The following is a 20,550-nucleotide window of genomic DNA, read 5'->3' as shown; positions in this document are numbered from 1 at the left end:
CAGTGCAGGTCGTCGCGCCGCGTCCTTCAGCCCTGGGCAGCGTGCTCGAAGCTGGTCAGGTGCTCGGCCGTCCGGCTGTCCAGGTAGTGCTGCAGCCGGGTAACGCCGGCCGGTTCGATGAACAGGCCGAGCTTGGTGCGGCGCCAGAGAATGTCCTCCGGCGTCTGTGCCCATTCCTCGACCATCAGGTAATCCACCTCGCGGGCATGCAGGCCGGCGCCGAAATGTTCGCCCAGATCCTTCTGTCCGTCCGTGCCCTTGAGCAGCAGCCAGCTGCGACTGCCGTAGGTTCGAGCCCAGCGCCGGGCAATCGCCCCGGGTAACCAGGGGTAGCTGGCGCACAGCGCGTGGGCCAGCCCGGACGGCTCGTCGAAGTGTTCGCCGCCGGGTAGCGCTGCGTCGTGCGTCCAGGCGGCCTTCATCTCCGGGAACAGTGGCGCCAGCTGCGCCAGTACCGCTTCGGCGAGCTTGCGGTAGGTGGTGAGCTTGCCGCCGTACACCGAAAGCAGTGGTCCTTCGCTGGAGTTCAGGTTCAGTGCCAGGGTGTAGTCGCGGGTGATGGCCGAGGGCTGGTCGGATTCGTCGTCGCACAACGGCCGTACCCCGGCATAGCTGTGGCGTATGTCGTCACGGCCCAATTGCTGCTTGAAATGACCGTTGACGACGTCCAGCAGGTAATCGATCTCGCGGTCGGTGATCCGCACCTGTGCCGGGTCGCCCTGGTATTCCTGATCGGTGGTGCCGATCAGGCTGAATTGCTCCAGGTAGGGGATGACGAAGACGATTCGGCGATCCTCGTTCTGCAGAATGTAGGCCTGTTCGCCTTCGTACAGTTTCGGGACGATGATGTGGCTGCCCTGAATCAGGCGCATGCCGTAAGGCGGGCTCTGCTTGAGGTGGTCCTCGATGAATGTCGTCACCCAGGGGCCGGTGGCGTTTATCAGGGCCCGTGTGCGGATGGAAAAACGGCTGCGGTCGCTGCGCTCCAGGTGCAGATGCCAGAGGCCCTTGCTGCTGCGCGCGCTGACGCAGCGGGTGCGTGGGTGAATGTGCGCACCATGCTCGCGTGCCGCCATGGCGTTGAGTACCACTAGGCGGGCGTCGTCGACCCAGCAGTCGGCGTATTCGAAACCGTGGCGGATGTCGTCCTTGAGCGGGCTGTCGTCGCCGAAGCGAACGCTATGCGAGCCGCCCAGTTTCTCGCGCTTGCCAAGGTGATCGTAGAGAAACAGGCCGGTGCGAATCATCCACGAGGGGCGCAGGTGTGGGCGGTAAGGCAGTACGAAGCGCAGCGGGCGGACGATGTGCGGCGCCTTGGCGAGCAGGACTTCGCGTTCGGCCAGCGCTTCGCGCACCAGGCGCAGCTCGTAATGTTCCAGATAGCGCAGCCCGCCATGCACCAGCTTGCTGCTGGCCGAGGAGGTATGGCCTGCCAGGTCGTCCTGTTCGCAGAGAAATACCGAGAGGCCACGTCCCGCGGCATCTGCGGCGATGCCGGCGCCATTTATGCCGCCGCCCACCACGACTAGATCGTAGACTTCCGCGAGTGGTGCAAGTAGAGGATGATTCATGGATGCTTATAACGGCCGATTCTTTGTGCTGTAAGTTACCGCCATTCATCAACCAATCGCACTACAAAGCAATGACACCTGCCATCGACCTGTTGAAAAAAGCCCGTGCCGAGCATCGCGTGCACAGTTACGAGCACGATCCCAAGTCCGCGTCCTATGGGCTGGAGGCGGCGGAAAAGCTGGGATTGGAGCCTGACCGGGTATTCAAGACACTGCTCGCCTGCAGCGAGAAGAACGAGCTGCTGGTGGCCGTGGTTCCGGTAGCCGGAACGCTGGATCTCAAGGCGCTGGCACAGGCTGCGGGGGTGAAGAAGGTCGAAATGGCCGACCCGATGGCCGCTCAGCGCGCCACTGGCTATCTGCTGGGCGGCATCAGCCCGCTGGGGCAGAAGAAGCGCCTACGCACCTTTATCGACAGCTCGGCACAGGCACAACCGAGCGTGTATGTCAGCGCCGGTCGCCGTGGTCTGGAGGTTGAGTTGGCAGCGGCGGTACTGGCCGAGCACACGAGGGCGACCTTCGCGCCGATCGGGCGCGGTTGAAGGAGCTCACGCCCACCCTGTAGAGCGCCCGCGGCCTGTTGTCTTCGGCTGCATTCAATCGACCTGTTGCGACTCGCTGATGCGCTGCAGCAGCGCGACAGTATCGTTCGCGCCCATCATGCGCGCGGCAGCCAGTGGCGTGACACCGTTGCTGTCGGTGGCCTGCGGATCGGCCCCTTGTGCGACCAGCCACTCGACTATCAGCGTGCGGTTGAACATGGCCGCCATCATCAGCGCGGTCTTGCCGTCCGCGCATGGGCTTTCGACATCGGCACCCTGTTCGATCAGCAGCTTGATCATGTCCAGATCGCCCTTGAACGCCGCGCCGGCAAGCGGCGTGTGGCCACGATGGTTGCGCAGCTGCGGATCTGCACCGTGTTCGAGCAGCACGCGGCTGGCTGCCAGGTGACCGTGGTAGCTGGCGAGCATCAGCAGGCTGTCGCCGGCGTGATTGCGCAGGTTCGCCGGCATCCCCTGGTTCAGCAGTTCGCCAAGACGGGCCAGGTCGCCGTTGCGGGCGCTGTCGAAGACCTGCTCGGCGAAGGCCAGGGTGGCGTCATCCAGTTCCGGTGTCTGCTTGGGCGCTTGCATTGCTGTTCTCCATTGGCAGAGGGTGGCGTTTCGCCGTTTCGGTTGCCATTGTGTGCGCGCCGGCGAATGAGCGCCAAGCAAGCCTTTCTATGCTGCGGATAGCCATCGTGCATGCCGGACGCGACATGCGCATTGCGAGCTGCCGGGAGCGCCGGCCTGCTTGCCGACAGAACCTGACGGCGGCGATGGCGCCGACTGTGGCAGTATTCGACAGCCTGATACTTCCGATACGCACCCGATGAAACCCGAAGACCTCGAACGACTCGTGACCCAGACGATGCCGTATGGCAAATACAAGGGGCGGCTGATCGCCGACCTGCCTGGCCATTACCTCAACTGGTTCGCCCGTGTCGGTTTCCCTCCCGGCAGCCTCGGCCAGTTGCTGGCGCTCATGCACGAGATCGATCACAACGGGCTTTCCGCCCTGCTGGAGCCGCTGCGCCGCCGCAACAGCATGCGTGGTTAGCCCTCGCGTCCCTGACGGCGCCTACTGCCCCTGCTCCTGGCGCAGAGCGTCCAGCGCTGGGGCGGCGTAGATGCCGATCTCCACGGCCAGCTCCATCAGTCGCTGCACATCGCAGGTGTAGACCAGTACCGCCTGCAATTCGTCATCCAGCGGATCACTGAAGTCCACCAGTACGTAGCCGCCTTTCTCCGGGTAAAGGCTGCTCAATTGCACCTGAACGCGGTTGAGTGCCGTCAGTGGTTCGGTCCTGGCCAGTTGCTTGGGCTTGAGGACGAAGGTGACGCTGTCGCCGAAGGACGCAACGATCTGGGTGAACAGCTCCTGATAGTCGTCCGCCTGGAACAGCACGGTATCCGGCAGGCTGCCCACCACCACCCATTCGCCGAGCGGAATGGGAAAGCTGTCGTCATAGTTGATGTCCGGATTGGCCTGCAGAAAGGCTTGCGGATCGGCATAGGCCTGGGCGGCTTCGTCGGCGATTCGGGCTATGTCTTCGGCGGTCATGCAGCCGGAGCTGATGAGTGTGATCAGCTCGGCGAGTTGGTCTTTCATGGCGATTCCTGGGTCGAGGGCGCACAAGGATAACCAAGCTTTCGAGCGGATGCGCGGCCCGTGGGCCCCCTCTAAACGGCTGTCGCATGTGCATATGCAAAGTTGTTCTAAGGTTATTCTGTTTCTAGAGGTGCTGGCGGGGCTGTGCTAGCGTTGCTGTGACAGGCTGCCGCATGCCTACAGACGAGAGCATCGATTCGAACGATGCCGGTGGCGCAGCATCACCAACCGCTGATGAGGTCTTCCATGAAACCGACTCGCTGGGCCCTGGCCGGTGTGGCTGCGTTGTTGCTGACGATGCAGGTACAGGCTGCCGATGGGCAGAAAATTTACGCGCAGGGCGGCGCCAACCCCGCAGCGATGGCGTGTGGCACCTGCCACGGTGCCGATGCGATGGGCATGGCGGCGGCGGGCTTTCCACGCCTCGCCGGGATATCCGCCGGATATACGCGCAAGCAACTCGAGGACTTCCGCTCCGGCGCGAGAAGCAATCCGGTCATGCAACCGATTGCCGCAGCCTTGAGCGATGAGGAGATGGGTGCCGTGGCGGCCATGCTCGAAGCCAGGCCGGCGCCGGTTTTCGCCAGCATCGGTCGGGCGGAAAAGGCGGAAGGCGTGGGGCCGCGTCTCGCCCTTCGGGGTGCCTGGGAACGCAACATTCCCGAATGCGTGGCGTGCCATGGCCCCGGTGGCATGGGTGTCGGCGAGAGCTTCCCGCCGCTGGCCGGACAGTCGACGCAATACCTCAGTGCGCAGCTCAATGCCTGGCGCCAGGGCACGCGCAAGAACGATCCGAATGACCTGATGGGGCACATTGCCCGCTCGATGACCGATGCCGAAGTCCAGGCTGTCGCCGAGTATTTCGCCGGTATTGGGCAGAAGGAGGTCGGTCAATGAAAGCGCGCCTGATGATTACCCTGCTGGCTACCACGATCAGCGGCGCTTCGCTTGCAGCCGAGATCAAGATGGATGACCAGTCCCAGCTCACCCAGAAGGCCGCCAAGGCTGCCGGTGCGTCCTACTTTCAGCCCCCCGAGGAAAAGGACCTGCCGGCCAATGCCTATGGCGAGCTGGTGCAGCAGGGCCGTGCGATCTTCGTGGATACGCAGAAGTACGCGGCCGAGTACGTCGGCAACGGCATGAATTGCACCAATTGCCACCTCGATCAGGGTCGCAAGGCCAACTCCGCGCCGCTGTGGGGCGCGTATCCGATGTATCCGGCTTACCGGAAGAAGAACGACAAGGTCAACAGCTACGCCGAACGGGTCCAGGGCTGTTTCCAGTTCAGCATGAACGGCAAGCCTCCGGCGGCCGATAGCCATGTGATCAATGCGTTGACGGCCTATTCCTACTGGCTCTCCACTGGCGCTCCGACGGGCCAGGAGCTGCCGGGGCGGGCCTATCCCGAAGTCCCGCAGCCCAAAGGTGGTTTCGATATCGCCAAGGGCAAGCAGGTCTACGTCGAGCAGTGCGCGGTCTGTCACGGAGACAACGGTCAAGGCCAGCAGGCGGGTGGCGCTTATGTGTTTCCACCGTTATGGGGCAAGGACTCGTTCAACTGGGGCGCCGGCATGCACCGGATCAACACCGCCGCGGCCTTCATCAAGGAGAGCATGCCGCTGGGCAAGGGTGGTTCGCTCAGCGACGAGGATGCCTGGCACGTGGCCGCATACATGAACAGCCATGAACGGCCGCAGGACCCGCGGCTGGTCGAGGGCTCGGTGGAGAAGACGCGGCTCCGCTACCACGCCAACGACGGGGTCAACCTTTACGGGCAGCAGGTCGATGGCGTGCTGCTGGGTCAGGGCGTCAAATAAGACTCGCGGCGAGTGTCGTGAACGGAAGGAGGTGCCCGGGCGGCACCTTCTTCATATTCCGACCGGGCGGTCACTCCGGTATACGCCGAATGGCTTAATTACAGTCTCCGCAGACTGCGCAATGTTACGGTTTCTTTCTGCTTTTCGTGCACAATAGCCACCATAAGAGGCGCTGGAAGGATGGTGACTGGCCGAGGTTGGCCGTCGCACCGTCCCGCCATCAGAACGATCAAGCCAAATTCGAGAGGAGCGATCGTGCATAACGTCGTCATCAGCGGTACCGGCCTTTACACTCCTGCCAGCAGCATTTCCAACGACGAACTGGTGGAGTCCTTCAACACCTACGTCCAGCGTTTCAACAGCGAAAACGCGGCGGCCATCGCGGCCGGTGAAATGCAGCCGCTGCCCGAGTCCAGCTCTGCCTTCATCGAAAAAGCTTCCGGCATCAAGAGCCGCTATGTCACCGACAAAGCTGGCATCCTCGACCCGCAGCGCATGGTTCCGCGAATTCCCGAGCGCAGCAACGACGAGTGGTCGATTCTTTGCGAGATGTCGGTCAAGGCAGCCGAAGAAGCCTTGGCGCGCGCCGGTAAAACGGTGGCGGATATCGATGGCGTGATCGTCGCCTGCTCCAATCTGCAGCGGGCCTACCCGGCGGTGGCCATCGAGGTGCAGGCCGCGCTTGGTATCAAGGGCTTCGGCTTCGACATGAACGTGGCGTGCTCATCGGCTACCTTCGGCATCCAGAACGCGGTGAACAGCATCAGGCTTGGCCAGGCGCGCGCGATTCTGATGGTCAACCCGGAGATTTGCACCGGGCACATGAATTTCCGCGATCGCGACAGTCATTTCATCTTTGGCGATGCCTGCACTGCGGTGATCATCGAGCGCGAAGATCTGGCCACCTCGGCGCAGCAGTGGGAAGTCGTCAGCACCAAGCTGGTGACCGAGTTTTCCAACAACATCCGCAACAACTTCGGCTTCCTCAACCGCGCCGCCGAAGAACACATGAACGACCCGGACAAGCTGTTCATCCAGGAAGGGCGCAAGGTGTTCAAGGAAGTCTGCCCGATGGTGGCGGAGCTGATCGGCGAGCACCTGAGCGAGAACGATATCGAGGTGGCGTCGGTGCAACGCTTCTGGCTGCACCAGGCCAACCTGAACATGAACCATCTGATTGTCCGCCGGCTGTTGGGGCGTGACGCTACCGAGCAAGAGGCGCCGGTGATCCTCGACACCTACGCCAACACCAGTTCGGCCGGTTCGGTGATTGCCTTCCACAAGCATCAGGATGATCTGCCTGCCGGCAGCCTCGGCGTGCTCAGCTCGTTCGGTGCCGGCTACTCGATCGGCAGCGTGATCCTGCGCAAACGCTGATCGTTGCTTGTAGGCTGGGCTTCAGCCCACCACGACGACACCAGGCAATGCGGAAGGACCCGGATCAGCCCGTAGGGTGGGCTTCAGCCCACCACGGCGATCCCAGGCAGTGGGGAAGGACCCGGATCAGCCCGTAGGGTGGGCTTCAGCCCACCACGACGACTCCAGGCAGTGGGGAAGTCCCGATCAGCCGGTCAGCTCACGCATTCGCTGCAGCACCGCGTTCATGCCGTTGCTGCGCGAAGGCGACAATTGCCGCGACAGCCCGAGGCTGGCGAACCAGTCGGCCATGCCCACCTGGGCCAGTTGGTCCGCCTCCAGGCCATTGACCCGCGCCAGCAGTATTGCCAGCAGACCGCGTATGAGTCGGGCGTCACTGGCGGCACGGAAGTGCCAGCGCTCATTCTGCCGTTCTCCCACCAGCCAGACGTGACTCTCGCAGCCTGCGACGCGATTGGCCTCGCTGCGTTCGGCATCGTCCAGCGGCTCCAGCCGCTCACCCCACTGCATCAGCAGGCGCGCGCGCTGCTCCCAGCCGGCTGCCTGGGTAAATGCGCCCAGCGCCTCGCAAGCGGACTGTGGAAGGTCACTCATCGCAACAGTTCCAGGGCCTGATCCAGCGCGTCGAAGAAACGCTCGAGATCGCTGTGATCGTTGTAAAGCCCGAGAGAGACGCGTGTTGCACCGTCCAGGCCGAGATGCTTCATCAGCGGCATGGCGCAGTGATTGCCGCTGCGCACGGCGATCCCCTGTTCGGTGAGCAGATGCCCCAGGTCGGCATGGTGCACTCGGTCGACCACGAAACTGGCCAGGGCGACCTGCGGCGAACCGAGCAGGCGGACGCCATCCCGGGCCGTCAGTTCGGCCACCAGCCGGTCGTGCAGCGCCTGCTCATGCTGGCCAACGGTGGCGGCATCGAGACTCGCGAGATAGTCCAGCGTGGTACCCAGTCCGATCACGCCTGAGATCGGCGGCGTGCCGGCCTCGAAGCCCAGTGGTGCGGCGTGGAATTCGGCGTGCTGGTAGTCGGCGATCCGCACCATCTCGCCACCGAACTGCCAGTGGCGTAGCTGCAGCAGCGATTCGCCGCGACCATAGAGCGCGCCGACACCATCGGGGCCGTAGAGCTTGTGGCTGGACAGCACGTAGAAGTCGCAGCCCAGCGCGGCCATGTCGTGGCGCCCGTGGACCACGCCTTGCGCACCATCGACGACGGTCAGCGCATCTTGTGCCTTGGCCAGGCGCAACAGTTCGTCGAGCGGCTGCCAGCAGCCGAGCACGTTGGACAGCTGACTCACCGCCAGCACGCGCGTGCGCGGTCCGATCAGTTCGGCGGCAGCGGTGAGGTCGATGCGCCCTGAGGCGTCGATGGGCAGCACCTGCAGCCTGGCGTCGCGTCGTTTGGCCAACTGCTGCCAGGGCAGCAGATTGGCGTGATGTTCGAGGGCGCTGATGACGATTTCGTCACCGGCCTCGATGAGATGCTCCAGGCCGTAGGCAAGCAGGTTCAGCGCTTCGGTGGCGCCGCGGGTGAAGACGATTTCGGTGGGCGAGGCCGCATTCAGCCACTTGGCCACCTTGATGCGGGCATCCTCGTAGGCGCGGGTGGCGCGCTCGGCGGGCTGGTGCTGGGCGCGATGCACATTGGCGGCGCCGCAGGTGTAGTAGCCGCTGAGGGCATCGATCAGCGCCTGTGGCTTCTGGGCTGTGGCGGCGCTGTCGAGATAGGTCTGGCCTTGCGCTTCGAGCACCGCCAGGGCAGGGAAGTCGGCGCGCCAGGGAGAAAACAGGGCCATAAGCGGCAAACCTCCAGCTGCAGGGGAGGCGGCAAGGCAGGCGCTCATGGCTCGCAGCTTGCCGCTGCTCCTGCTCAGTTATGCGCGTGCAGCGCCTCGTTCAGCTCGATGGCCGACTTGTGGGTCTTGCACTCCACGGCGCCGGTCTGCGAGTTGCGACGGAACAGCAGATCGCTCTGGCCGGCCAGTTCGCGGGCCTTGACCACTTTGACCAGCTGGTCGCCTTCGTCGAGCAGGCTGACCTTGGTGCCGGCAGTGATGTAAAGGCCGGATTCCACGGTGTTGCGGTCGCCCAGCGGGATGCCGATACCGGCATTCGCGCCGATCAGGCAGCCTTCGCCCACGGAAATGACGATGTTGCCGCCACCGGACAGGGTACCCATGGTCGAGCAGCCGCCGCCCAGGTCCGAACCCTTGCCGACGAACACGCCAGCGGAAACGCGGCCTTCGATCATGCCCGGGCCGGCGGTACCGGCGTTGAAGTTGATGAAGCCCTCGTGCATCACGGTGGTGCCTTCACCGACATAGGCGCCGAGGCGCACACGAGCGGTGTCGGCGATGCGCACGCCGGCCGGGACCACGTAGTCGGTCATTTTCGGGAACTTGTCCACCGAGAAGACTTCCAGCAGGTCGCCCTTCAGGCGTGCTTCCAGTTGACGCTCGGCCAGTTCGCTCAGATCCACGGCGCCCTGATTGGTCCAGGCGACATTGGGCAGCAGCGGGAAGATGCCAGTCAGGTTCAGGCCGTGCGGCTTGGCCAGGCGGTGGGACAGCAGGTGCAGCTTGAGGTACGCCTCGGGGGTGGAGGTCAGTGGCGCATCTTCAGCCAGCAGGGTGGCGACCAGCGGGCGCTGGCTTTCGGCCAGGCGGGTCAGCAGCGCGTACTGGGTGGCGTCGAGCGGCTTGAGCGCATCGGCCAGCTGAGCGGCCTGCGTGGTGGTGATGCTGATCGCCTGATTGCCACCGGCATAGCCGAGCAGCGGGGCGATGGCGGCCACCAGTTCGCCGGCCGGCTGCAGCAGCGGCTGCGCGTAGAAGACTTCCAGCCAGTCGCCCTGGCGGTTCTGGGTGCCGACGCCAAAGGCGAGGCTGAACAGGTTTGCAGACATAGGATTATCCTTTTTCGTTGGCCGCGCCGTCTGTGGGCGGCTATCAGTTCGGCGCCGCCAGTGCGGCAGCGTAAAGATCGGGCTTGAAGCCGATCAGGGTTCTATCGCCCAGATCGAGTACGGGGCGCTTGATCATCGACGGTTGGGCCAACATCAGCTCGATGGCCCGGGCCTGGTCAAGATCGGCCTTTTCAGCGTCGTCCAGCTTGCGGAAGGTGGTGCCTGCACGGTTGAGAACGGTCTGCCAGCCGTGTTCGTTACACCAGGCTTCGAGGTGGCTGCGGTCGATGCCGACGCTCTTGTAGTCGTGGAAGTCGTAGCTTAGCCCGTGCTCGTCGAGCCAGATACGGGCCTTTTTCATGGTGTCACAGGCTTTGATTCCGTACAGGCGCAACTGCTGATCTGGTTCGGACATAGAGCGACTCTCCAAGACTCCTGCAAAACTGGACGGCGGATTATGCCATGCCTCGCCGGCCTGTGGAGGCGCTGCATGCCGTCGAGGCGTTTGCCCCGCAGGGCTGGTGTGGCAGTCCGCGGCGGTTGCGCATGCTCAGCCTTTTCCTGCTTCGCCCAGCGCCTGCTCGATGGCCTGCTGGTTTTGCGGGCGTACGATGCGCCCAAGCTCGGAGCCGTTTTCCAGCAGGATCAGCGTCGGCCACAACTTGACGCGGAACGAGCGCCCAAGCGGGCGGCCGGGTCCGTCCTCGATTTTCAGATGGCTGATGCCCGTCCTGTCGGCCAGCGCCTGGCCGATCAGCGGCTGAGCGGCGCGGCAGTGGCCGCACCATGGCGTGCCGAACTCCAGCAGGACCGGCCCGCGCATGGCATCGACCTCGGCCCGGCTTGGTTCGGTTGGCGTGTAGTGTTCTGTCATGTTCACGGGAGGGCCTCCAAGGTGCGGTTAAACGTTCGAGCCTGCTGGCGAACCGTCGTTCAGCCGGGAAACTCGACCTTTTACACTGCTGGCGTTGTCCATTGATGACAATCGCAACGGTGAGGTGACGAGTAATGGCGCGCAAGCATTTCGAGAATTTCGAGGCGATTTCTTCGGCGGTGCCCGTCGAGAATGCGTTCGAGGCGGTCATCGCCGTCAAGCGACGCGATAGCGACGAGCACGTACAGGTGTTCAGGATCGCCGATGGCCGCCGCTACGACCTGGCGTCAGAGGCTGATGCGATCGCCGAGGCAGCATTGACTAAGGTTATAGAGGTCAGCGACGAAGGACAGCTGATCTGGGAAGAAAATGCCATCTGAACGGGAGGCCGCGTATGAGCGAGCATGACGAGCGTGCCGGGCCGGCACGCGACGAAGCGCACTCCGAGCCGCAGCAGGAACGTCCGGCCCCGGACGTGCCTGAACACATGAAGCCGGAAAACCTGGAGAAGCTACGCGATTATGGCAAGGACGCGATCCCGCCTGGCGTAGCCTGAGCGTGGGCATGCCGGGGCGGCGAGGCTGCCCCGGCTCCGATTCGCTTACAGGGTTTCGATGAAATGGCGGATGCGTTGGGCCGCTTCGATGCATTCGGCCAGCGGCGCAACCAGCGCCATGCGAACGCGGCCCGCCCCAGGGGATACGCCGTCGACTTCACGCGACAGGTAGGAGCCTGGCACCACGGTCACATGCTCGCGGATGAACAGCTCGCGGGTGAACTGCTGATCGTCCAGTGGCGTTTTCGGCCACAGGTAGAAGCCGCCGTCCGGCCGCTGCACGTCCATGACCGGCGCGAGTATGTCCAGCACGGCATCGAACTTGGCACGATACAGCTCGCGGTTGGCGCGAACGTGAATCTCGTCGTTCCACGCCGCGATGCTCGCCAGCTGGGTCGGCACAGGCATAGCGCAGCCGTGGTAGGTGCGATAGAGCAGGAAGGCCTTGAGGATATCGGCATCGCCGGCGACGAAGCCCGAGCGCAGCCCCGGCAGGTTCGAGCGCTTCGACAGGCTGTGGAAGACCACGCAGCGCTTGTAGTCATGGCGTCCCAGCGCGGCGCACGCGCTGAGCAGGCCTGCCGGCGGACTGGCCTCGTCGAAATACAGCTCGCTGTAGCATTCGTCCGCGGCGATGACGAAGTCGTGCTCGTCGGCCAGGGCGATCAGCTTCTTCAGGGTTTCCAGTGGCACAAGCGCGCCGGTCGGGTTGCCCGGTGAGCAGAGGAAAAGGATCTGGCAGCGCTGCCAGACGTCTGCCGGCACGGCATCGAAGTCCGGGTTGAAGCCGTTCTGCTCGAGGCACGGCAGGTAGTGCGGCGTGGCCCCGGCGAGCAGCGCCGCGCCTTCATAGATCTGATAGAACGGATTGGGGCTGACCACCAGACCGGCTGCGTCGCGATCCACCACCGCCTGGGTGAAGGCGAACAAGGCTTCGCGCGTACCATTGACCGGCAACACGTGCCGCGCCGGGTCCAGCGCCTCTGCGGCGAGATCGAAGCGGCGCTCGCACCAGCGCGCAATGGCTTCGCGCAGCGCAGGAATGCCGAGCGTGGTCGGATAGACCGCCAGTTGATCGAGGTTGTCGGTCAGCGTCTGGGCGACGAAGTCCGGCGAGCGGTGCTTGGGCTCGCCGATCGACAGCGCGATGGCGTGCTTGTCTGCCGGCGGTTGAGCGTCGGCGAGCAGGCCGCGCAGTTTCTCGAAGGGGTAGGGGTGCAGCAGGTTCAGGGCGTGGTTCATGGATGCAGTTCTTTCAGGATGAATGCGGCGAATGTCCACATTCATGAGTTCAGTCGTCGCGGCCGCCGCCGTAGTAGGCGCAGCCACGCAAGGTCTGGCTGCCCAGGCGGAGTTCCGCGGTCAGGTGGCTGACGGTGCCGCTGGCGCTGTCGATGCAGCGCTGCGGCGCGACCCAGAGGTCGAGCCGATGTTCGTTGGCTTCACTGGTGAAGCTGAGCTGGCCGCCGGGGAGCTGCTCTTCCAGGTAGGGCAGAGCAATCGGCGATTCGCCAGGGCGTACCAGCAGCATGCCGCGCGTGGTCACGCTCAGCGTCCAGCCTGACTCATGGCCGCTGGCGCGCAGGATCAGCTCCTTGAAGCTGTCTTCATGGCAGCCGTGGCCTTCGCGTTGCAGCCGGTAGATGCGGGTCAGTGCGAGCAGGCCGGGGCCTTCTTGCTGCGCATGGCTGAGCGTGCCACGCAGATCGGCGAACAGCCGCTGCTGTTGGTCGGTCATCAGTGCCTGTGCGTCATCCTGCAAAGTTGTCGTCCCTTCCCGCAGGCTTAGCGTGCGCTGGCCCTGGCAACTCTGGAACTGCAGCTGGCCGTCGACTCGCCGTAGCTCGCCTTGCAAGCGTTCGGTCGCCACTTGAGGTGGGTTGCCGTCGGCGAAGAAAGACTGGCAGCCCGCCAGGGACAGCAGCAGTGCAATCAGCAGGGAGCGTGAAGGGGCCATCGATGGACTCGCAAGTGTGGGGGAGGCGGCAGTCATCGACCCTGCCGCGATGGCTCAGTTGCCTTTGACGGACTTGCCGGCGACGCTGCCTTCTTCGAGCATGATCTGGTATTCCTTGCCGTCCTTCTCCACCTGGTGCAGGCGAACCAGCAGGTAATCCCAATCCTTGGCGAACCAGAGGATGGTTTCGCGTTTGCTCTGAGTCGGATCGCGCACACGCTCGACCTTGATGGCGTCGACCTGGCCGGCCTTGGTGCTGACGCTCTCTTCGCCCAGAACTCGGAAGTCGTACGTTTCGATCTCGTCGCCGTCGACTACCTGGTAGCTCATGCTCTGCTTGCCTGCCGCTACTTCGTGCTGCAGCGCCAGCTGATAGGTGGACTTATCCAGCAGGCCGCGATGCAGCGGCAGCTTGACCGGGTCGCCGCGATCCTCGCCCTCGACCTGCTTGTTTTCCCAGTCGAAACGCTGTTCGACACGCTTGCCCTTGCCGAGGCCGCTGCGCTTGAGGCGGTAGGTCTGGGGGAGGAACGTGTCGCCTTCGGTGCGGAAGGTGCTGCGCTCGTTGAATCTCGCAACCAGCATGGAAGCTTCGAAGTCGAGGCGCCAGCTGCCGTCTTCCAGCTGCTCCAGGTTGCGCTGAGCTGTGCCGCTCATCGGAACCTGTTTCCAGTCGGCGGTGTAGCTGGCTGAGAACGGCTTGAGCTCCAGGGCATGGACCGGCAGGGTGAGCACGGCAAGAGCGAGCAGCAAGGCGCGACGCATGGTATCTCCTAGATTCTGATCTGATAGCCGGAGGCCGGCAGGATGGTGCCGTCCAGCATCGCGCCTTGTTCGGCAAGGCGCAAGCGCCCCTCGGCGAACCAGCGCATGGCCAGCGGGTAGATCTGGTGTTCGGCGGCATGTACCCGATGAGTGAGCTCATCGATGTTGTCGCCCGGCTTGATTGCCAGGCTCGCCTGGATCGCCACCGGCCCGCCATCTAGCTCCTCGGTGACGAAATGGACGCTGCAGCCATGTTCCTCGTCACCGGCCTCGAGGGCGCGCCGATGGGTGTCGAGGCCCTTGTGCCTGGGCAGCAGTGACGGATGGATATTCAGCAGGCGGCCCTGGTAGTGGCGTACGAAGCCGGGCGTCAGGATCCGCATGAAGCCGGCCAGTAGCACCAGGTCGGGCGCATGGGCATCGATCGCTTGCATCAGCGCGGCATCGAACGCCTCGCGTCCAGCGAATGCCTTGTGATCGAGTACGGCGGTGGGAATGCCTGCGCCCTGCGCCCGGGTCAGTCCGAAGGCATCGGCGCGGTTGGCAATCACGGCACGAATGCGCGCCGGATTGCCTTCGCTCTGGCTGTTTATCAGCGCCTGCAGGTTGCTGCCGGAGCCGGAAATCAGCACCACCACATTGCAGCTTGCGCTCATCAGTGCTGTTTCAGGTTATTCAGCACGACTCGCTCGGCACCTTCCGCGGCATTGGCGATCTCGCCGATGAGCCACGGTGCTTCACCCGATGCGCGCAGGTTGGCCAGTACCGTCTCGACCTGATCCTGGGCGACGCAGATGACCATGCCGACGCCGCAGTTGAGCACGCGGTGCATCTCGTGCTCGTCGACGTTGCCTTGCTCCTGCAGCCAGTCGAATACCGCCGGGCGGTTCCAGCTGGCCACGTCGATGATGGCCTGGGCGCCCTGTGGCAGTACCCGGGGGATATTGTCGAGCAGGCCGCCGCCGGTGATGTGCGCCATGGCCTTGACCGCACCGGTGTCCTTGATGAGCTTGAGCAGCGGCTTGACATAGATCCGCGTCGGGGCCATCAGCAGTTCGGTGAGCGGCTTGCCGTCCAGCTGGATGTTCTCGATGTCGGCGCCGGCAACATCGATGATCTTGCGGATCAGCGAATAGCCGTTGGAGTGCGGGCCGGAGGAGGGCAGGGCGATCAAAGCATCGCCGGCCTGCACTCTGGAACCGTCGATGATCTCGCTCTTTTCCACTACGCCGACGCAGAAGCCGGCCAGGTCGTAGTCTTCGCCTTCGTACATGCCCGGCATCTCGGCGGTCTCGCCGCCGACCAGCGAGCAGCCGGCCAGTTCGCAGCCGGCGCCGATGCCGGTGACCACGGTGGCGGCGACATCGACGTTGAGCTTGCCGGTGGCGTAGTAGTCGAGGAAGAACAGTGGCTCGGCGCCACAGACCACCAGGTCATTGACGCACATGGCGACCAGGTCCTGGCCGATGCTGTCGTGCTTGTTCAGGTTCAGCGCCAGGCGCAGCTTGGTGCCGACGCCGTCGGTGCCGGAGACCAGCACCGGCTGCTTGTAGCCGGCCGGAATTTCGCACAGGGCGCCGAAGCCACCCAGGCCACCCATTACCTCAGGCCGTGCGGTGCGTTTGGCCACGCCCTTGATGCGTTCGACCAGCGCTTCGCCTGCATCGATATCGACGCCAGCGTCCTTGTAGCTGAGGGAGGGTTGCTTGCTCATAGAATCCGGACCTGTGGAAGGAATGCGGGTATCGACCGGTCAAATACGGCGCCCAGGCCAACAAGTGTCTGCCGGGATCGGCAGGTGCCGATCCGTCGCCGGGAAATGCTCCCTGCGCCGTGTCTGCCTGGCGTCTGACTGCAGGGCTCGGCATGCGCCGAGACCGGTCTGCGGAAAGCGCGCGATTTTATCAGGCTTGCTGCGCAGCGGCCATCCCGGCAGCAGAGGTGGAGGAAAGCGGAGGCGGGATCGGCGTGCCGGGTGCCAACGACCGTGAGGCCGGCGGTTGCCGCCTCAGAGCGGGCTGTTTAAGGTGTAGCGTCCTGTTCCCCCTACTTCATGCCGCCAGCCGCTGGTGGTCTGCGAGAATCGATCATGCGCCTTATCTTCCGCTTACTCGTCCTGTGCATTGCATTCGGGGCGGCACTGCCTGGCCACGCTGAGCCGCTCAGGGACCTTTACCAGGTGCGCGAGCCTGTTTCCGGTCAGCAGGCCGAGGAGCGCACGGCCGCGTTGCAGCGTGCCTTCGACACGCTGTTGCTGCGCCTGACCGGCGATGCCGGGGCTGGCAAGCGTGAGGCGCTCGCAGCCCTGCGCGAAGCCCCGCAGCAACTGATCAGCAAGTATGGCTACGAGGACGCGCACATCGTCGTTGAGTTCGATCCGGCGACCACCGAGCGCAGTCTGCGGCGTGCCGGCGTTTCCCTGTGGGGAGCGAACCGCCCGACGGTACTGGCGTGGTGGCTGAACGAGCGAGTGGACGGCACCCAGCTGATCGGTGACGGCCAGGAAAACGCCAGCATCCTGCGCGGGGCTGCACAGCATCGCGGCCTGCCGTTGCGCCTGCCGCTGGCCGACCTGTCCGAGCAGTTGCTGGCGACGCCGGAGGGCTTTGCCGAGGCTCGCCCCGGTGTGCTCGGTGAACCGTCCGAGCGTTATGACGCCGATGTCCTGCTTGCGGTGCATGCGCGTGAAGCGGGTGCGAGCTGGCAGGCGCGTTGGCGGCTATGGGTCGATGCCGAACAGCGTGACGGCAAGGTCGAAGCGCAAACTCCCGAGGCGCTTGCCGATGCGGTCATGTTGGCGGTCAGTCAGTATCTCGCTCCGCGGTATCTAATCGAGCCAGGTGCGGCATCGGACCTCACGGTGGAAGTCATCGGCGCCGATGTGGCGCGCTTCGCCGAGCTGGACCGGTTGCTCGAGCCGTTCGGCGGCGTATTGCTGCGGGTCGAGAGTGATCGCCTGGTCTATCGCGTCAATGCCAGTCCCGAGCAACTGCGTGCGCAGCTGTCGCTGGCGCGACTGCAGGAGGTGAGCGAAGGCGAACAGCCGTTGGCTGCGCAGCAGCCGATGGGCGAGCCTGGCGAAGCCGTCGAGCCGGACAGCGCGCCGGTGGCGCCCGACACCGGTACAGTGTTGCGTTATCGCTGGTAATGAGGCGCTTGCAGCGTCCTCTACGGCCCCGGCGACAGTCTTGCAAGGAAGGCAATGAGCATGAACATGAGTGATTCGAACCGCTGGCCCTGGCTGGTGGCGCTGTTGTTGTGCGTCTGGCTGGTGTATCTGCTGACGCCGATTCTTACCCCGTTTCTGATCGGCATCCTGCTGGCTTATCTGGGCGATCCGCTGGTTGACCGCCTGGAGCGCTGGGGGCTGTCGCGTACCTGGGGCGTGATCGCGGTGTTCACGCTGTTCAGCCTGCTGATGTTGCTGATGCTGCTGGTGTTGCTGCCCATGCTGGGCAAGCAGCTGATGCGGCTTTACCAACTGGCCCCGCTGACGCTCGATTGGCTGCAGCTCCAGGCGTTGCCATGGGTGCAGGCGCAGTTCGGCCTGGAAGAGCATTTCTGGCGTCTCGATCAGCTCAAGGCCGCGTTCACCGAGCATCTGGGAAGCACCACCGACATACTCGGCATGATCCTGAGTCGCGCGACCGCTTCCAGCCTGGCGCTGCTGGCGTGGATCGGCAATCTGCTGCTCATCCCTGTGGTGAGCTTCTATCTGCTGCGCGACTGGGATCTGATCATGCTCAAGCTACGCAGCCTGCTGCCGCGTAGGCGTGAAGGGATGATCGTCGGTCTGATGAGCGAGTGTCACGAGGTCATCGGCGCTTTCCTGCGTGGCCAGCTGCTGGTCATGCTGGCGCTGGCGGTCATCTATGCGTCCGGGCTGATGCTGCTTGGGCTCGAGTTGGGGTTGCTGATCGGTGTGCTGGCGGGACTCGCCAGCATCGTGCCGTACATGGGCTTTGTCGTCGGCTTCGGCGCGGCTGTGGTGGCGGTGCTGTTCCAGTTCGGCCTGGAGCCTTATCCGCTGCTGGGCGTGGCGGCCGTGTTCACGGTCGGGCAGATGCTCGAGGGCATGCTGCTGACGCCGTTGCTGGTGGGTGATCGCATCGGCCTGCACCCGGTGGCGGTGATCTTCGCGGTACTCGCCGGTGGCCAGCTGTTCGGTTTCACCGGTGTGCTGCTGGCGCTGCCAGTGGCCGCGGTGATCATGGTTCTGCTGCGTCACGTCCACGATCTATATAAACTCTCCGACCTTTACGCCGAGCCTGCCGGTGCACCGGCCGAACCACCCAGTCAGCCATGAAACCCATCCAGCTTCCCCTCGGCGTCCGTCTGCGTGACGACGCAACCTTCGCCAACTTCTATCCGGGCGCCAACGCGGCGGCCCTCGGCTATGTCGAGCGGCTGTGTTCGCCTGCTGCGGGCTGGTCCGACGAGCTGATCTATCTCTGGGGACAGTCCGGTGTGGGCCGGAGCCATCTGCTGCAGGCCGCCTGCCTGCGGGTGGAGGAGCGTGGCGAGCTGGCGGTCTATCTGCCGCTGGCCGAAGTGGCCGAGTATGGCCCGGCCTTGCTCGACAACCTCGAGCAAAGCGAGCTGGTGTGCCTGGACGATCTCGATGCGGTTGCGGGCGATGCGGTGTGGGAAGAAGCGCTGTTCCACCTGTTCAACCGCCTGCGCGACGCCGGTCGACGGCTGCTGCTGGCGGCAGACGCATCTCCGCGAGAATTGGCGATCCAGCTGCCGGATCTCAAGTCGCGCTTGAGTCTGGCGCTGGTATTCCAGCTGCAGCAGCTGTCCGACGAGGACAAGCTTCGCGCCCTGCAGCTGCGGGCATCGCGACGCGGCCTGAATCTGCCGGACGATGTCGGTCGCTTCATCCTGACCCGGGGCTCGCGCAGCATGAGTGCGCTGTTCGAGTTGCTCGACCGGCTCGATCAGGCGTCGCTGCAGGCACAGCGCAAGCTGACCATCCCCTTTCTCAAGGAAACCCTCGGCTGGTAGCGGGGCTCATAGCTCCCCGCGATTGCCGCAGAAACCGGGCGGCGCCGCCGAGCCCATGCCCGCGAGCGGCTTTCGCGTGGCCAGCATCCGCGAGCAAGGCTCGTTCCTCGCTGTGTTCAGCTTTCGCCGGCAGCCTTGCGTTCGTACTGGTACGCCCAGCGGGTGTAGAGCAGCGCGGCGATGAACAGCGTCAGGCTGAGGCACGCTTCAGCGAGGCCGTAGATCATCCGTGCGGGATCGATGGCGGCCAGTACACCCTGAATGAAGTAAAGGTTGACGATGAAGCAGGTCCAGGCATGCGCACGTGGACTGCCGGCGATCATGCCTGGCGCGACCAGCAGCAGCGGAATCAGCTGGATGCTCAGCACCACCCAGGTACGTGCGCCATGCAGGTCGGCAAAGACCAGATTCCATACTGTCAGCAACACGGCCAGGCCAAAAAAGCTGGCCAGGCCGATGCCCCGGCTGAGCTTGATCCGCGGCTTGAGCCATTCCAGCGTCGGCAGTGGTTTTCGCTTCTTAGCCACGTTGGGTCTCCAACTGCTGGGCGGTTCGCGCCAGGCGTTGCCCGAGGGCGCGGCAGAGGGCGATTTCGTGTTCGTCCAGCAGGCGCTTGCCGTCCGTCCCGGCATGATGGCTGGCGCCGTAAGGCGTACCGCCGCCGCGGGTTTCCAGCAGGGCGTTCTCGCTGTAGGGCAGGCCGAGGACCAGCATGCCGTGATGCAGCAGCGGTAGCAGCATGGACAGCAGCGTGCTTTCCTGGCCGCCGTGCAGGCTGGAGGTCGAAGTGAAGACGCCGGCCGGCTTGCCGACCAGTTCGCCGGTCAGCCACAGGCTGCTGGTGCCGTCGAGGAAGTATTTCAGCGGCGCGGCCATGTTGCCGAAGCGGGTCGGGCTACCCAGCGCGAGTCCGGCGCAATTCTTCAGGTCTTCGAGGGTCGCATACAAGGCGCCGGAATCGGGAATGGACGGTGCAACGGCTTCGCATTCGGTGGAGACGGCTGGAACGCTGCGCAGGCGCGCTTGCATGCCGGTCATTTCGACGCCGCGGGCGATCTGCCTGGCCATTTCGGCAGTGGCGCCGTGACGGCTGTAGTAAAGCACGAGGATGTACGGAGCGCTCAAGGCAGTATCTCCAGGACCTTTTCCGGTGGGCGGCCGACGATGGCCTTGTCGCCAGCGATCAGGATCGGGCGCTCGATCAGCCGCGGGTGCTGGACCATGGCGTCGATGAGCTCGGCTTCGCTGAGTTCAGGGTTGGCCAGGTCGAGGCTTTTGTATTCGTCCTCGCCAGTCCGCAGCAGCTGCCGCGCCGTCAGTCCCAGCTTGCCCAGCAGTCCTTCGAGCTCGTGTGCCGAGGGAGGGGTTTCCAGGTAGCGCACGATTTCAGGCGTCAGGCCGCGGGCCTCGAGCAGCTCCAGCGCACCACGTGATTTGGAGCAGCGTGGATTGTGATACAGCGTGAGTTCGGTCATTGGTAGTTGCGTCTCGCCGGTTGAAGTGGCCATTCTAACCCTCAACGGGGCGCCCGCCGAAACGTTCAGCACTGGCGCCTCGTGAGCAGTCATCT

At 64.3% G+C, this 20,550-nt stretch carries 26 protein-coding genes; 10 read left to right on the top strand and 16 right to left on the bottom strand.

What is annotated here, in order from left to right:
- Positions 1–26: 26 nt before the first annotated feature.
- Positions 27–1,571, bottom strand: a complete 1,545-nt coding sequence (gene glpD / locus B597_RS26550; RefSeq protein WP_003292785.1) for a glycerol-3-phosphate dehydrogenase — start codon at positions 1,569–1,571, stop codon at positions 27–29.
- 71 nt (positions 1,572–1,642) lie between these two features.
- On the opposite strand from glpD, the gene ybaK reads away from it, so the two are divergent.
- Positions 1,643–2,113 (top strand): Cys-tRNA(Pro) deacylase, encoded by a 471-nt coding sequence (ybaK, locus tag B597_RS26545; protein WP_003292786.1) that lies wholly within the window; start codon positions 1,643–1,645, stop codon positions 2,111–2,113.
- Positions 2,114–2,167: 54 nt separating this feature from the next.
- On the opposite strand, the gene B597_RS26540 is transcribed toward ybaK, so the two are convergent.
- Complete coding sequence (locus B597_RS26540; RefSeq protein WP_003292787.1) at positions 2,168–2,704, bottom strand: ankyrin repeat domain-containing protein; 537 nt, start codon at positions 2,702–2,704, stop codon at positions 2,168–2,170.
- Between the two features lie 238 nt (positions 2,705–2,942).
- Between B597_RS26540 and B597_RS26535 the strand changes: the two genes are divergently transcribed.
- Positions 2,943–3,170: a DUF3820 family protein gene (locus B597_RS26535; RefSeq protein WP_003292788.1), complete on the top strand. Its 228-nt coding sequence runs from the start codon at positions 2,943–2,945 to the stop codon at positions 3,168–3,170.
- A gap of 21 nt (positions 3,171–3,191) precedes the next feature.
- Here the strand turns inward: B597_RS26535 and B597_RS26530 are convergent, their stop codons facing one another.
- Positions 3,192–3,722, bottom strand: a complete 531-nt coding sequence (locus B597_RS26530) for a hypothetical protein (RefSeq protein WP_003292789.1) — start codon at positions 3,720–3,722, stop codon at positions 3,192–3,194.
- A gap of 246 nt (positions 3,723–3,968) precedes the next feature.
- Here B597_RS26530 and B597_RS26525 point away from each other — a divergent pair, with 246 nt between their 5' ends.
- The 3 genes from B597_RS26525 to B597_RS26515 all read left to right on the top strand — a co-directional run bounded on the left by B597_RS26525 (position 3,969) and on the right by B597_RS26515 (position 6,916).
- Entirely contained in the window at positions 3,969–4,619 is a 651-nt protein-coding gene (locus B597_RS26525; protein ID WP_003292790.1) for a c-type cytochrome, read from the top strand.
- Positions 4,616–5,539, top strand: coding sequence for a c-type cytochrome (locus B597_RS26520; protein ID WP_024161649.1), 924 nt, complete (start codon positions 4,616–4,618; stop codon positions 5,537–5,539). The genes B597_RS26525 and B597_RS26520 overlap by 4 nt, the downstream gene beginning before the upstream one ends.
- Before the next feature lie 255 nt (positions 5,540–5,794).
- Positions 5,795–6,916 (top strand): beta-ketoacyl-ACP synthase III, encoded by a 1,122-nt coding sequence (locus B597_RS26515; protein WP_003292792.1) that lies wholly within the window; start codon positions 5,795–5,797, stop codon positions 6,914–6,916.
- Positions 6,917–7,102: 186 nt separating this feature from the next.
- Here the strand turns inward: B597_RS26515 and B597_RS26510 are convergent, their stop codons facing one another.
- The 5 genes from B597_RS26510 to B597_RS26490 all read right to left on the bottom strand — a co-directional run bounded on the left by B597_RS26510 (position 7,103) and on the right by B597_RS26490 (position 10,701).
- Complete coding sequence (locus B597_RS26510; protein ID WP_003292793.1) at positions 7,103–7,510, bottom strand: SufE family protein; 408 nt, start codon at positions 7,508–7,510, stop codon at positions 7,103–7,105.
- A complete protein-coding gene (locus B597_RS26505) occupies positions 7,507–8,712 on the bottom strand; it encodes an aminotransferase class V-fold PLP-dependent enzyme (RefSeq protein WP_003292794.1) in 1,206 nt (401 codons plus the stop codon). The genes B597_RS26510 and B597_RS26505 overlap by 4 nt, the downstream gene beginning before the upstream one ends.
- Positions 8,713–8,786: 74 nt before the next feature.
- The gene (gene dapD, locus B597_RS26500; protein WP_024161648.1) at positions 8,787–9,821 is read right to left on the bottom strand and encodes a 2,3,4,5-tetrahydropyridine-2,6-dicarboxylate N-succinyltransferase; all 1,035 of its coding nucleotides are present in this window, start codon (positions 9,819–9,821) and stop codon (positions 8,787–8,789) included.
- Positions 9,822–9,864: 43 nt separating this feature from the next.
- Positions 9,865–10,236 carry an ArsC family reductase gene (locus B597_RS26495; protein WP_003292795.1) on the bottom strand — a complete coding sequence of 124 codons (372 nt, stop codon included), beginning with the start codon at positions 10,234–10,236 and terminating at the stop codon, positions 9,865–9,867.
- Positions 10,237–10,371: 135 nt separating this feature from the next.
- Complete coding sequence (locus B597_RS26490) at positions 10,372–10,701, bottom strand: thioredoxin family protein (RefSeq protein ID WP_003292796.1); 330 nt, start codon at positions 10,699–10,701, stop codon at positions 10,372–10,374.
- A 128-nt stretch (positions 10,702–10,829) separates the two neighbouring features.
- Between B597_RS26490 and B597_RS26485 the strand changes: the two genes are divergently transcribed.
- Positions 10,830–11,075 carry a hypothetical protein gene (locus B597_RS26485; protein ID WP_003292797.1) on the top strand — a complete coding sequence of 82 codons (246 nt, stop codon included), beginning with the start codon at positions 10,830–10,832 and terminating at the stop codon, positions 11,073–11,075.
- Between the two features lie 14 nt (positions 11,076–11,089).
- Positions 11,090–11,251 carry a hypothetical protein gene (locus tag B597_RS47260; RefSeq protein ID WP_003292798.1) on the top strand — a complete coding sequence of 54 codons (162 nt, stop codon included), beginning with the start codon at positions 11,090–11,092 and terminating at the stop codon, positions 11,249–11,251.
- Between the two features lie 45 nt (positions 11,252–11,296).
- Here the strand turns inward: B597_RS47260 and dapC are convergent, their stop codons facing one another.
- The 5 genes from dapC to purM are packed head-to-tail and all read right to left on the bottom strand — an operon-like array spanning position 11,297 to position 15,687.
- Complete coding sequence (gene dapC / locus B597_RS26480) at positions 11,297–12,493, bottom strand: succinyldiaminopimelate transaminase (protein WP_003292799.1); 1,197 nt, start codon at positions 12,491–12,493, stop codon at positions 11,297–11,299.
- A gap of 49 nt (positions 12,494–12,542) precedes the next feature.
- Positions 12,543–13,208, bottom strand: coding sequence for a COG3650 family protein (locus B597_RS26475; RefSeq protein WP_003292800.1), 666 nt, complete (start codon positions 13,206–13,208; stop codon positions 12,543–12,545).
- A gap of 54 nt (positions 13,209–13,262) precedes the next feature.
- Positions 13,263–13,973, bottom strand: coding sequence for a DUF3108 domain-containing protein (locus B597_RS26470; RefSeq protein ID WP_003292801.1), 711 nt, complete (start codon positions 13,971–13,973; stop codon positions 13,263–13,265).
- A gap of 8 nt (positions 13,974–13,981) precedes the next feature.
- Complete coding sequence (gene purN / locus B597_RS26465) at positions 13,982–14,629, bottom strand: phosphoribosylglycinamide formyltransferase (protein WP_003292802.1); 648 nt, start codon at positions 14,627–14,629, stop codon at positions 13,982–13,984.
- Positions 14,629–15,687 carry a phosphoribosylformylglycinamidine cyclo-ligase gene (gene purM, locus B597_RS26460; protein WP_024161647.1) on the bottom strand — a complete coding sequence of 353 codons (1,059 nt, stop codon included), beginning with the start codon at positions 15,685–15,687 and terminating at the stop codon, positions 14,629–14,631. Before purM ends, purN begins: the two co-directional genes overlap by 1 nt.
- 375 nt (positions 15,688–16,062) lie before the next feature.
- Here purM and B597_RS26455 point away from each other — a divergent pair, with 375 nt between their 5' ends.
- Genes B597_RS26455 through hda form a run of 3 tightly spaced genes read left to right on the top strand, consistent with a single transcriptional unit; the run spans position 16,063 to position 18,980 of the window.
- Positions 16,063–17,121, top strand: a complete 1,059-nt coding sequence (locus B597_RS26455; protein ID WP_003292805.1) for a DUF2066 domain-containing protein — start codon at positions 16,063–16,065, stop codon at positions 17,119–17,121.
- Positions 17,122–17,181: 60 nt separating this feature from the next.
- The gene (locus B597_RS26450) at positions 17,182–18,279 is read left to right on the top strand and encodes an AI-2E family transporter (protein ID WP_031323195.1); all 1,098 of its coding nucleotides are present in this window, start codon (positions 17,182–17,184) and stop codon (positions 18,277–18,279) included.
- Positions 18,276–18,980, top strand: coding sequence for a DnaA regulatory inactivator Hda (gene hda / locus B597_RS26445; protein ID WP_003292806.1), 705 nt, complete (start codon positions 18,276–18,278; stop codon positions 18,978–18,980). Before B597_RS26450 ends, hda begins: the two co-directional genes overlap by 4 nt.
- A 116-nt stretch (positions 18,981–19,096) precedes the next feature.
- Here the strand turns inward: hda and B597_RS26440 are convergent, their stop codons facing one another.
- Genes B597_RS26440 through arsC form a run of 3 tightly spaced genes read right to left on the bottom strand, consistent with a single transcriptional unit; the run spans position 19,097 to position 20,455 of the window.
- Entirely contained in the window at positions 19,097–19,507 is a 411-nt protein-coding gene (locus tag B597_RS26440) for a DUF2069 domain-containing protein (protein WP_003292807.1), read from the bottom strand.
- The gene (gene wrbA, locus B597_RS26435; RefSeq protein WP_024161645.1) at positions 19,500–20,105 is read right to left on the bottom strand and encodes an NAD(P)H:quinone oxidoreductase; all 606 of its coding nucleotides are present in this window, start codon (positions 20,103–20,105) and stop codon (positions 19,500–19,502) included. The genes B597_RS26440 and wrbA overlap by 8 nt, the downstream gene beginning before the upstream one ends.
- The gene (gene arsC, locus B597_RS26430; protein ID WP_003292808.1) at positions 20,102–20,455 is read right to left on the bottom strand and encodes an arsenate reductase (glutaredoxin); all 354 of its coding nucleotides are present in this window, start codon (positions 20,453–20,455) and stop codon (positions 20,102–20,104) included. Before arsC ends, wrbA begins: the two co-directional genes overlap by 4 nt.
- Positions 20,456–20,550 lie beyond the last annotated feature (95 nt).

This window comes from Stutzerimonas stutzeri KOS6, assembly GCF_000307775.2.
GTDB classification, from domain to species: domain Bacteria; phylum Pseudomonadota; class Gammaproteobacteria; order Pseudomonadales; family Pseudomonadaceae; genus Stutzerimonas; species Stutzerimonas stutzeri_B.
Note: the sequence above shows the minus strand (reverse complement) of the source record. Positions and strands in the feature narration are given on the sequence as shown.

What these genes read in the sequence shown, in the direction of transcription:
- glpD (WP_003292785.1), bottom strand. Translation starts at nt 1,571, where the DNA reads ATGAATCATCCTCTACTTGCACCACTCGCGGAAGTCTACGATCTAGTC.
- ybaK (WP_003292786.1), top strand. Translation starts at nt 1,643, where the DNA reads ATGACACCTGCCATCGACCTGTTGAAAAAAGCCCGTGCCGAGCATCGC.
- B597_RS26540 (WP_003292787.1), bottom strand. Translation starts at nt 2,704, where the DNA reads ATGCAAGCGCCCAAGCAGACACCGGAACTGGATGACGCCACCCTGGCC.
- B597_RS26535 (WP_003292788.1), top strand. Translation starts at nt 2,943, where the DNA reads ATGAAACCCGAAGACCTCGAACGACTCGTGACCCAGACGATGCCGTAT.
- B597_RS26530 (WP_003292789.1), bottom strand. Translation starts at nt 3,722, where the DNA reads ATGAAAGACCAACTCGCCGAGCTGATCACACTCATCAGCTCCGGCTGC.
- B597_RS26525 (WP_003292790.1), top strand. Translation starts at nt 3,969, where the DNA reads ATGAAACCGACTCGCTGGGCCCTGGCCGGTGTGGCTGCGTTGTTGCTG.
- B597_RS26520 (WP_024161649.1), top strand. Translation starts at nt 4,616, where the DNA reads ATGAAAGCGCGCCTGATGATTACCCTGCTGGCTACCACGATCAGCGGC.
- B597_RS26510 (WP_003292793.1), bottom strand. Translation starts at nt 7,510, where the DNA reads ATGAGTGACCTTCCACAGTCCGCTTGCGAGGCGCTGGGCGCATTTACC.
- B597_RS26505 (WP_003292794.1), bottom strand. Translation starts at nt 8,712, where the DNA reads ATGGCCCTGTTTTCTCCCTGGCGCGCCGACTTCCCTGCCCTGGCGGTG.
- dapD (WP_024161648.1), bottom strand. Translation starts at nt 9,821, where the DNA reads ATGTCTGCAAACCTGTTCAGCCTCGCCTTTGGCGTCGGCACCCAGAAC.
- B597_RS26495 (WP_003292795.1), bottom strand. Translation starts at nt 10,236, where the DNA reads ATGTCCGAACCAGATCAGCAGTTGCGCCTGTACGGAATCAAAGCCTGT.
- B597_RS26485 (WP_003292797.1), top strand. Translation starts at nt 10,830, where the DNA reads ATGGCGCGCAAGCATTTCGAGAATTTCGAGGCGATTTCTTCGGCGGTG.
- B597_RS47260 (WP_003292798.1), top strand. Translation starts at nt 11,090, where the DNA reads ATGAGCGAGCATGACGAGCGTGCCGGGCCGGCACGCGACGAAGCGCAC.
- dapC (WP_003292799.1), bottom strand. Translation starts at nt 12,493, where the DNA reads ATGAACCACGCCCTGAACCTGCTGCACCCCTACCCCTTCGAGAAACTG.
- B597_RS26475 (WP_003292800.1), bottom strand. Translation starts at nt 13,208, where the DNA reads ATGGCCCCTTCACGCTCCCTGCTGATTGCACTGCTGCTGTCCCTGGCG.
- B597_RS26470 (WP_003292801.1), bottom strand. Translation starts at nt 13,973, where the DNA reads ATGCGTCGCGCCTTGCTGCTCGCTCTTGCCGTGCTCACCCTGCCGGTC.
- purN (WP_003292802.1), bottom strand. Translation starts at nt 14,629, where the DNA reads ATGAGCGCAAGCTGCAATGTGGTGGTGCTGATTTCCGGCTCCGGCAGC.
- purM (WP_024161647.1), bottom strand. Translation starts at nt 15,687, where the DNA reads ATGAGCAAGCAACCCTCCCTCAGCTACAAGGACGCTGGCGTCGATATC.
- B597_RS26455 (WP_003292805.1), top strand. Translation starts at nt 16,063, where the DNA reads ATGCGCCTTATCTTCCGCTTACTCGTCCTGTGCATTGCATTCGGGGCG.
- B597_RS26450 (WP_031323195.1), top strand. Translation starts at nt 17,182, where the DNA reads ATGAACATGAGTGATTCGAACCGCTGGCCCTGGCTGGTGGCGCTGTTG.
- hda (WP_003292806.1), top strand. Translation starts at nt 18,276, where the DNA reads ATGAAACCCATCCAGCTTCCCCTCGGCGTCCGTCTGCGTGACGACGCA.
- arsC (WP_003292808.1), bottom strand. Translation starts at nt 20,455, where the DNA reads ATGACCGAACTCACGCTGTATCACAATCCACGCTGCTCCAAATCACGT.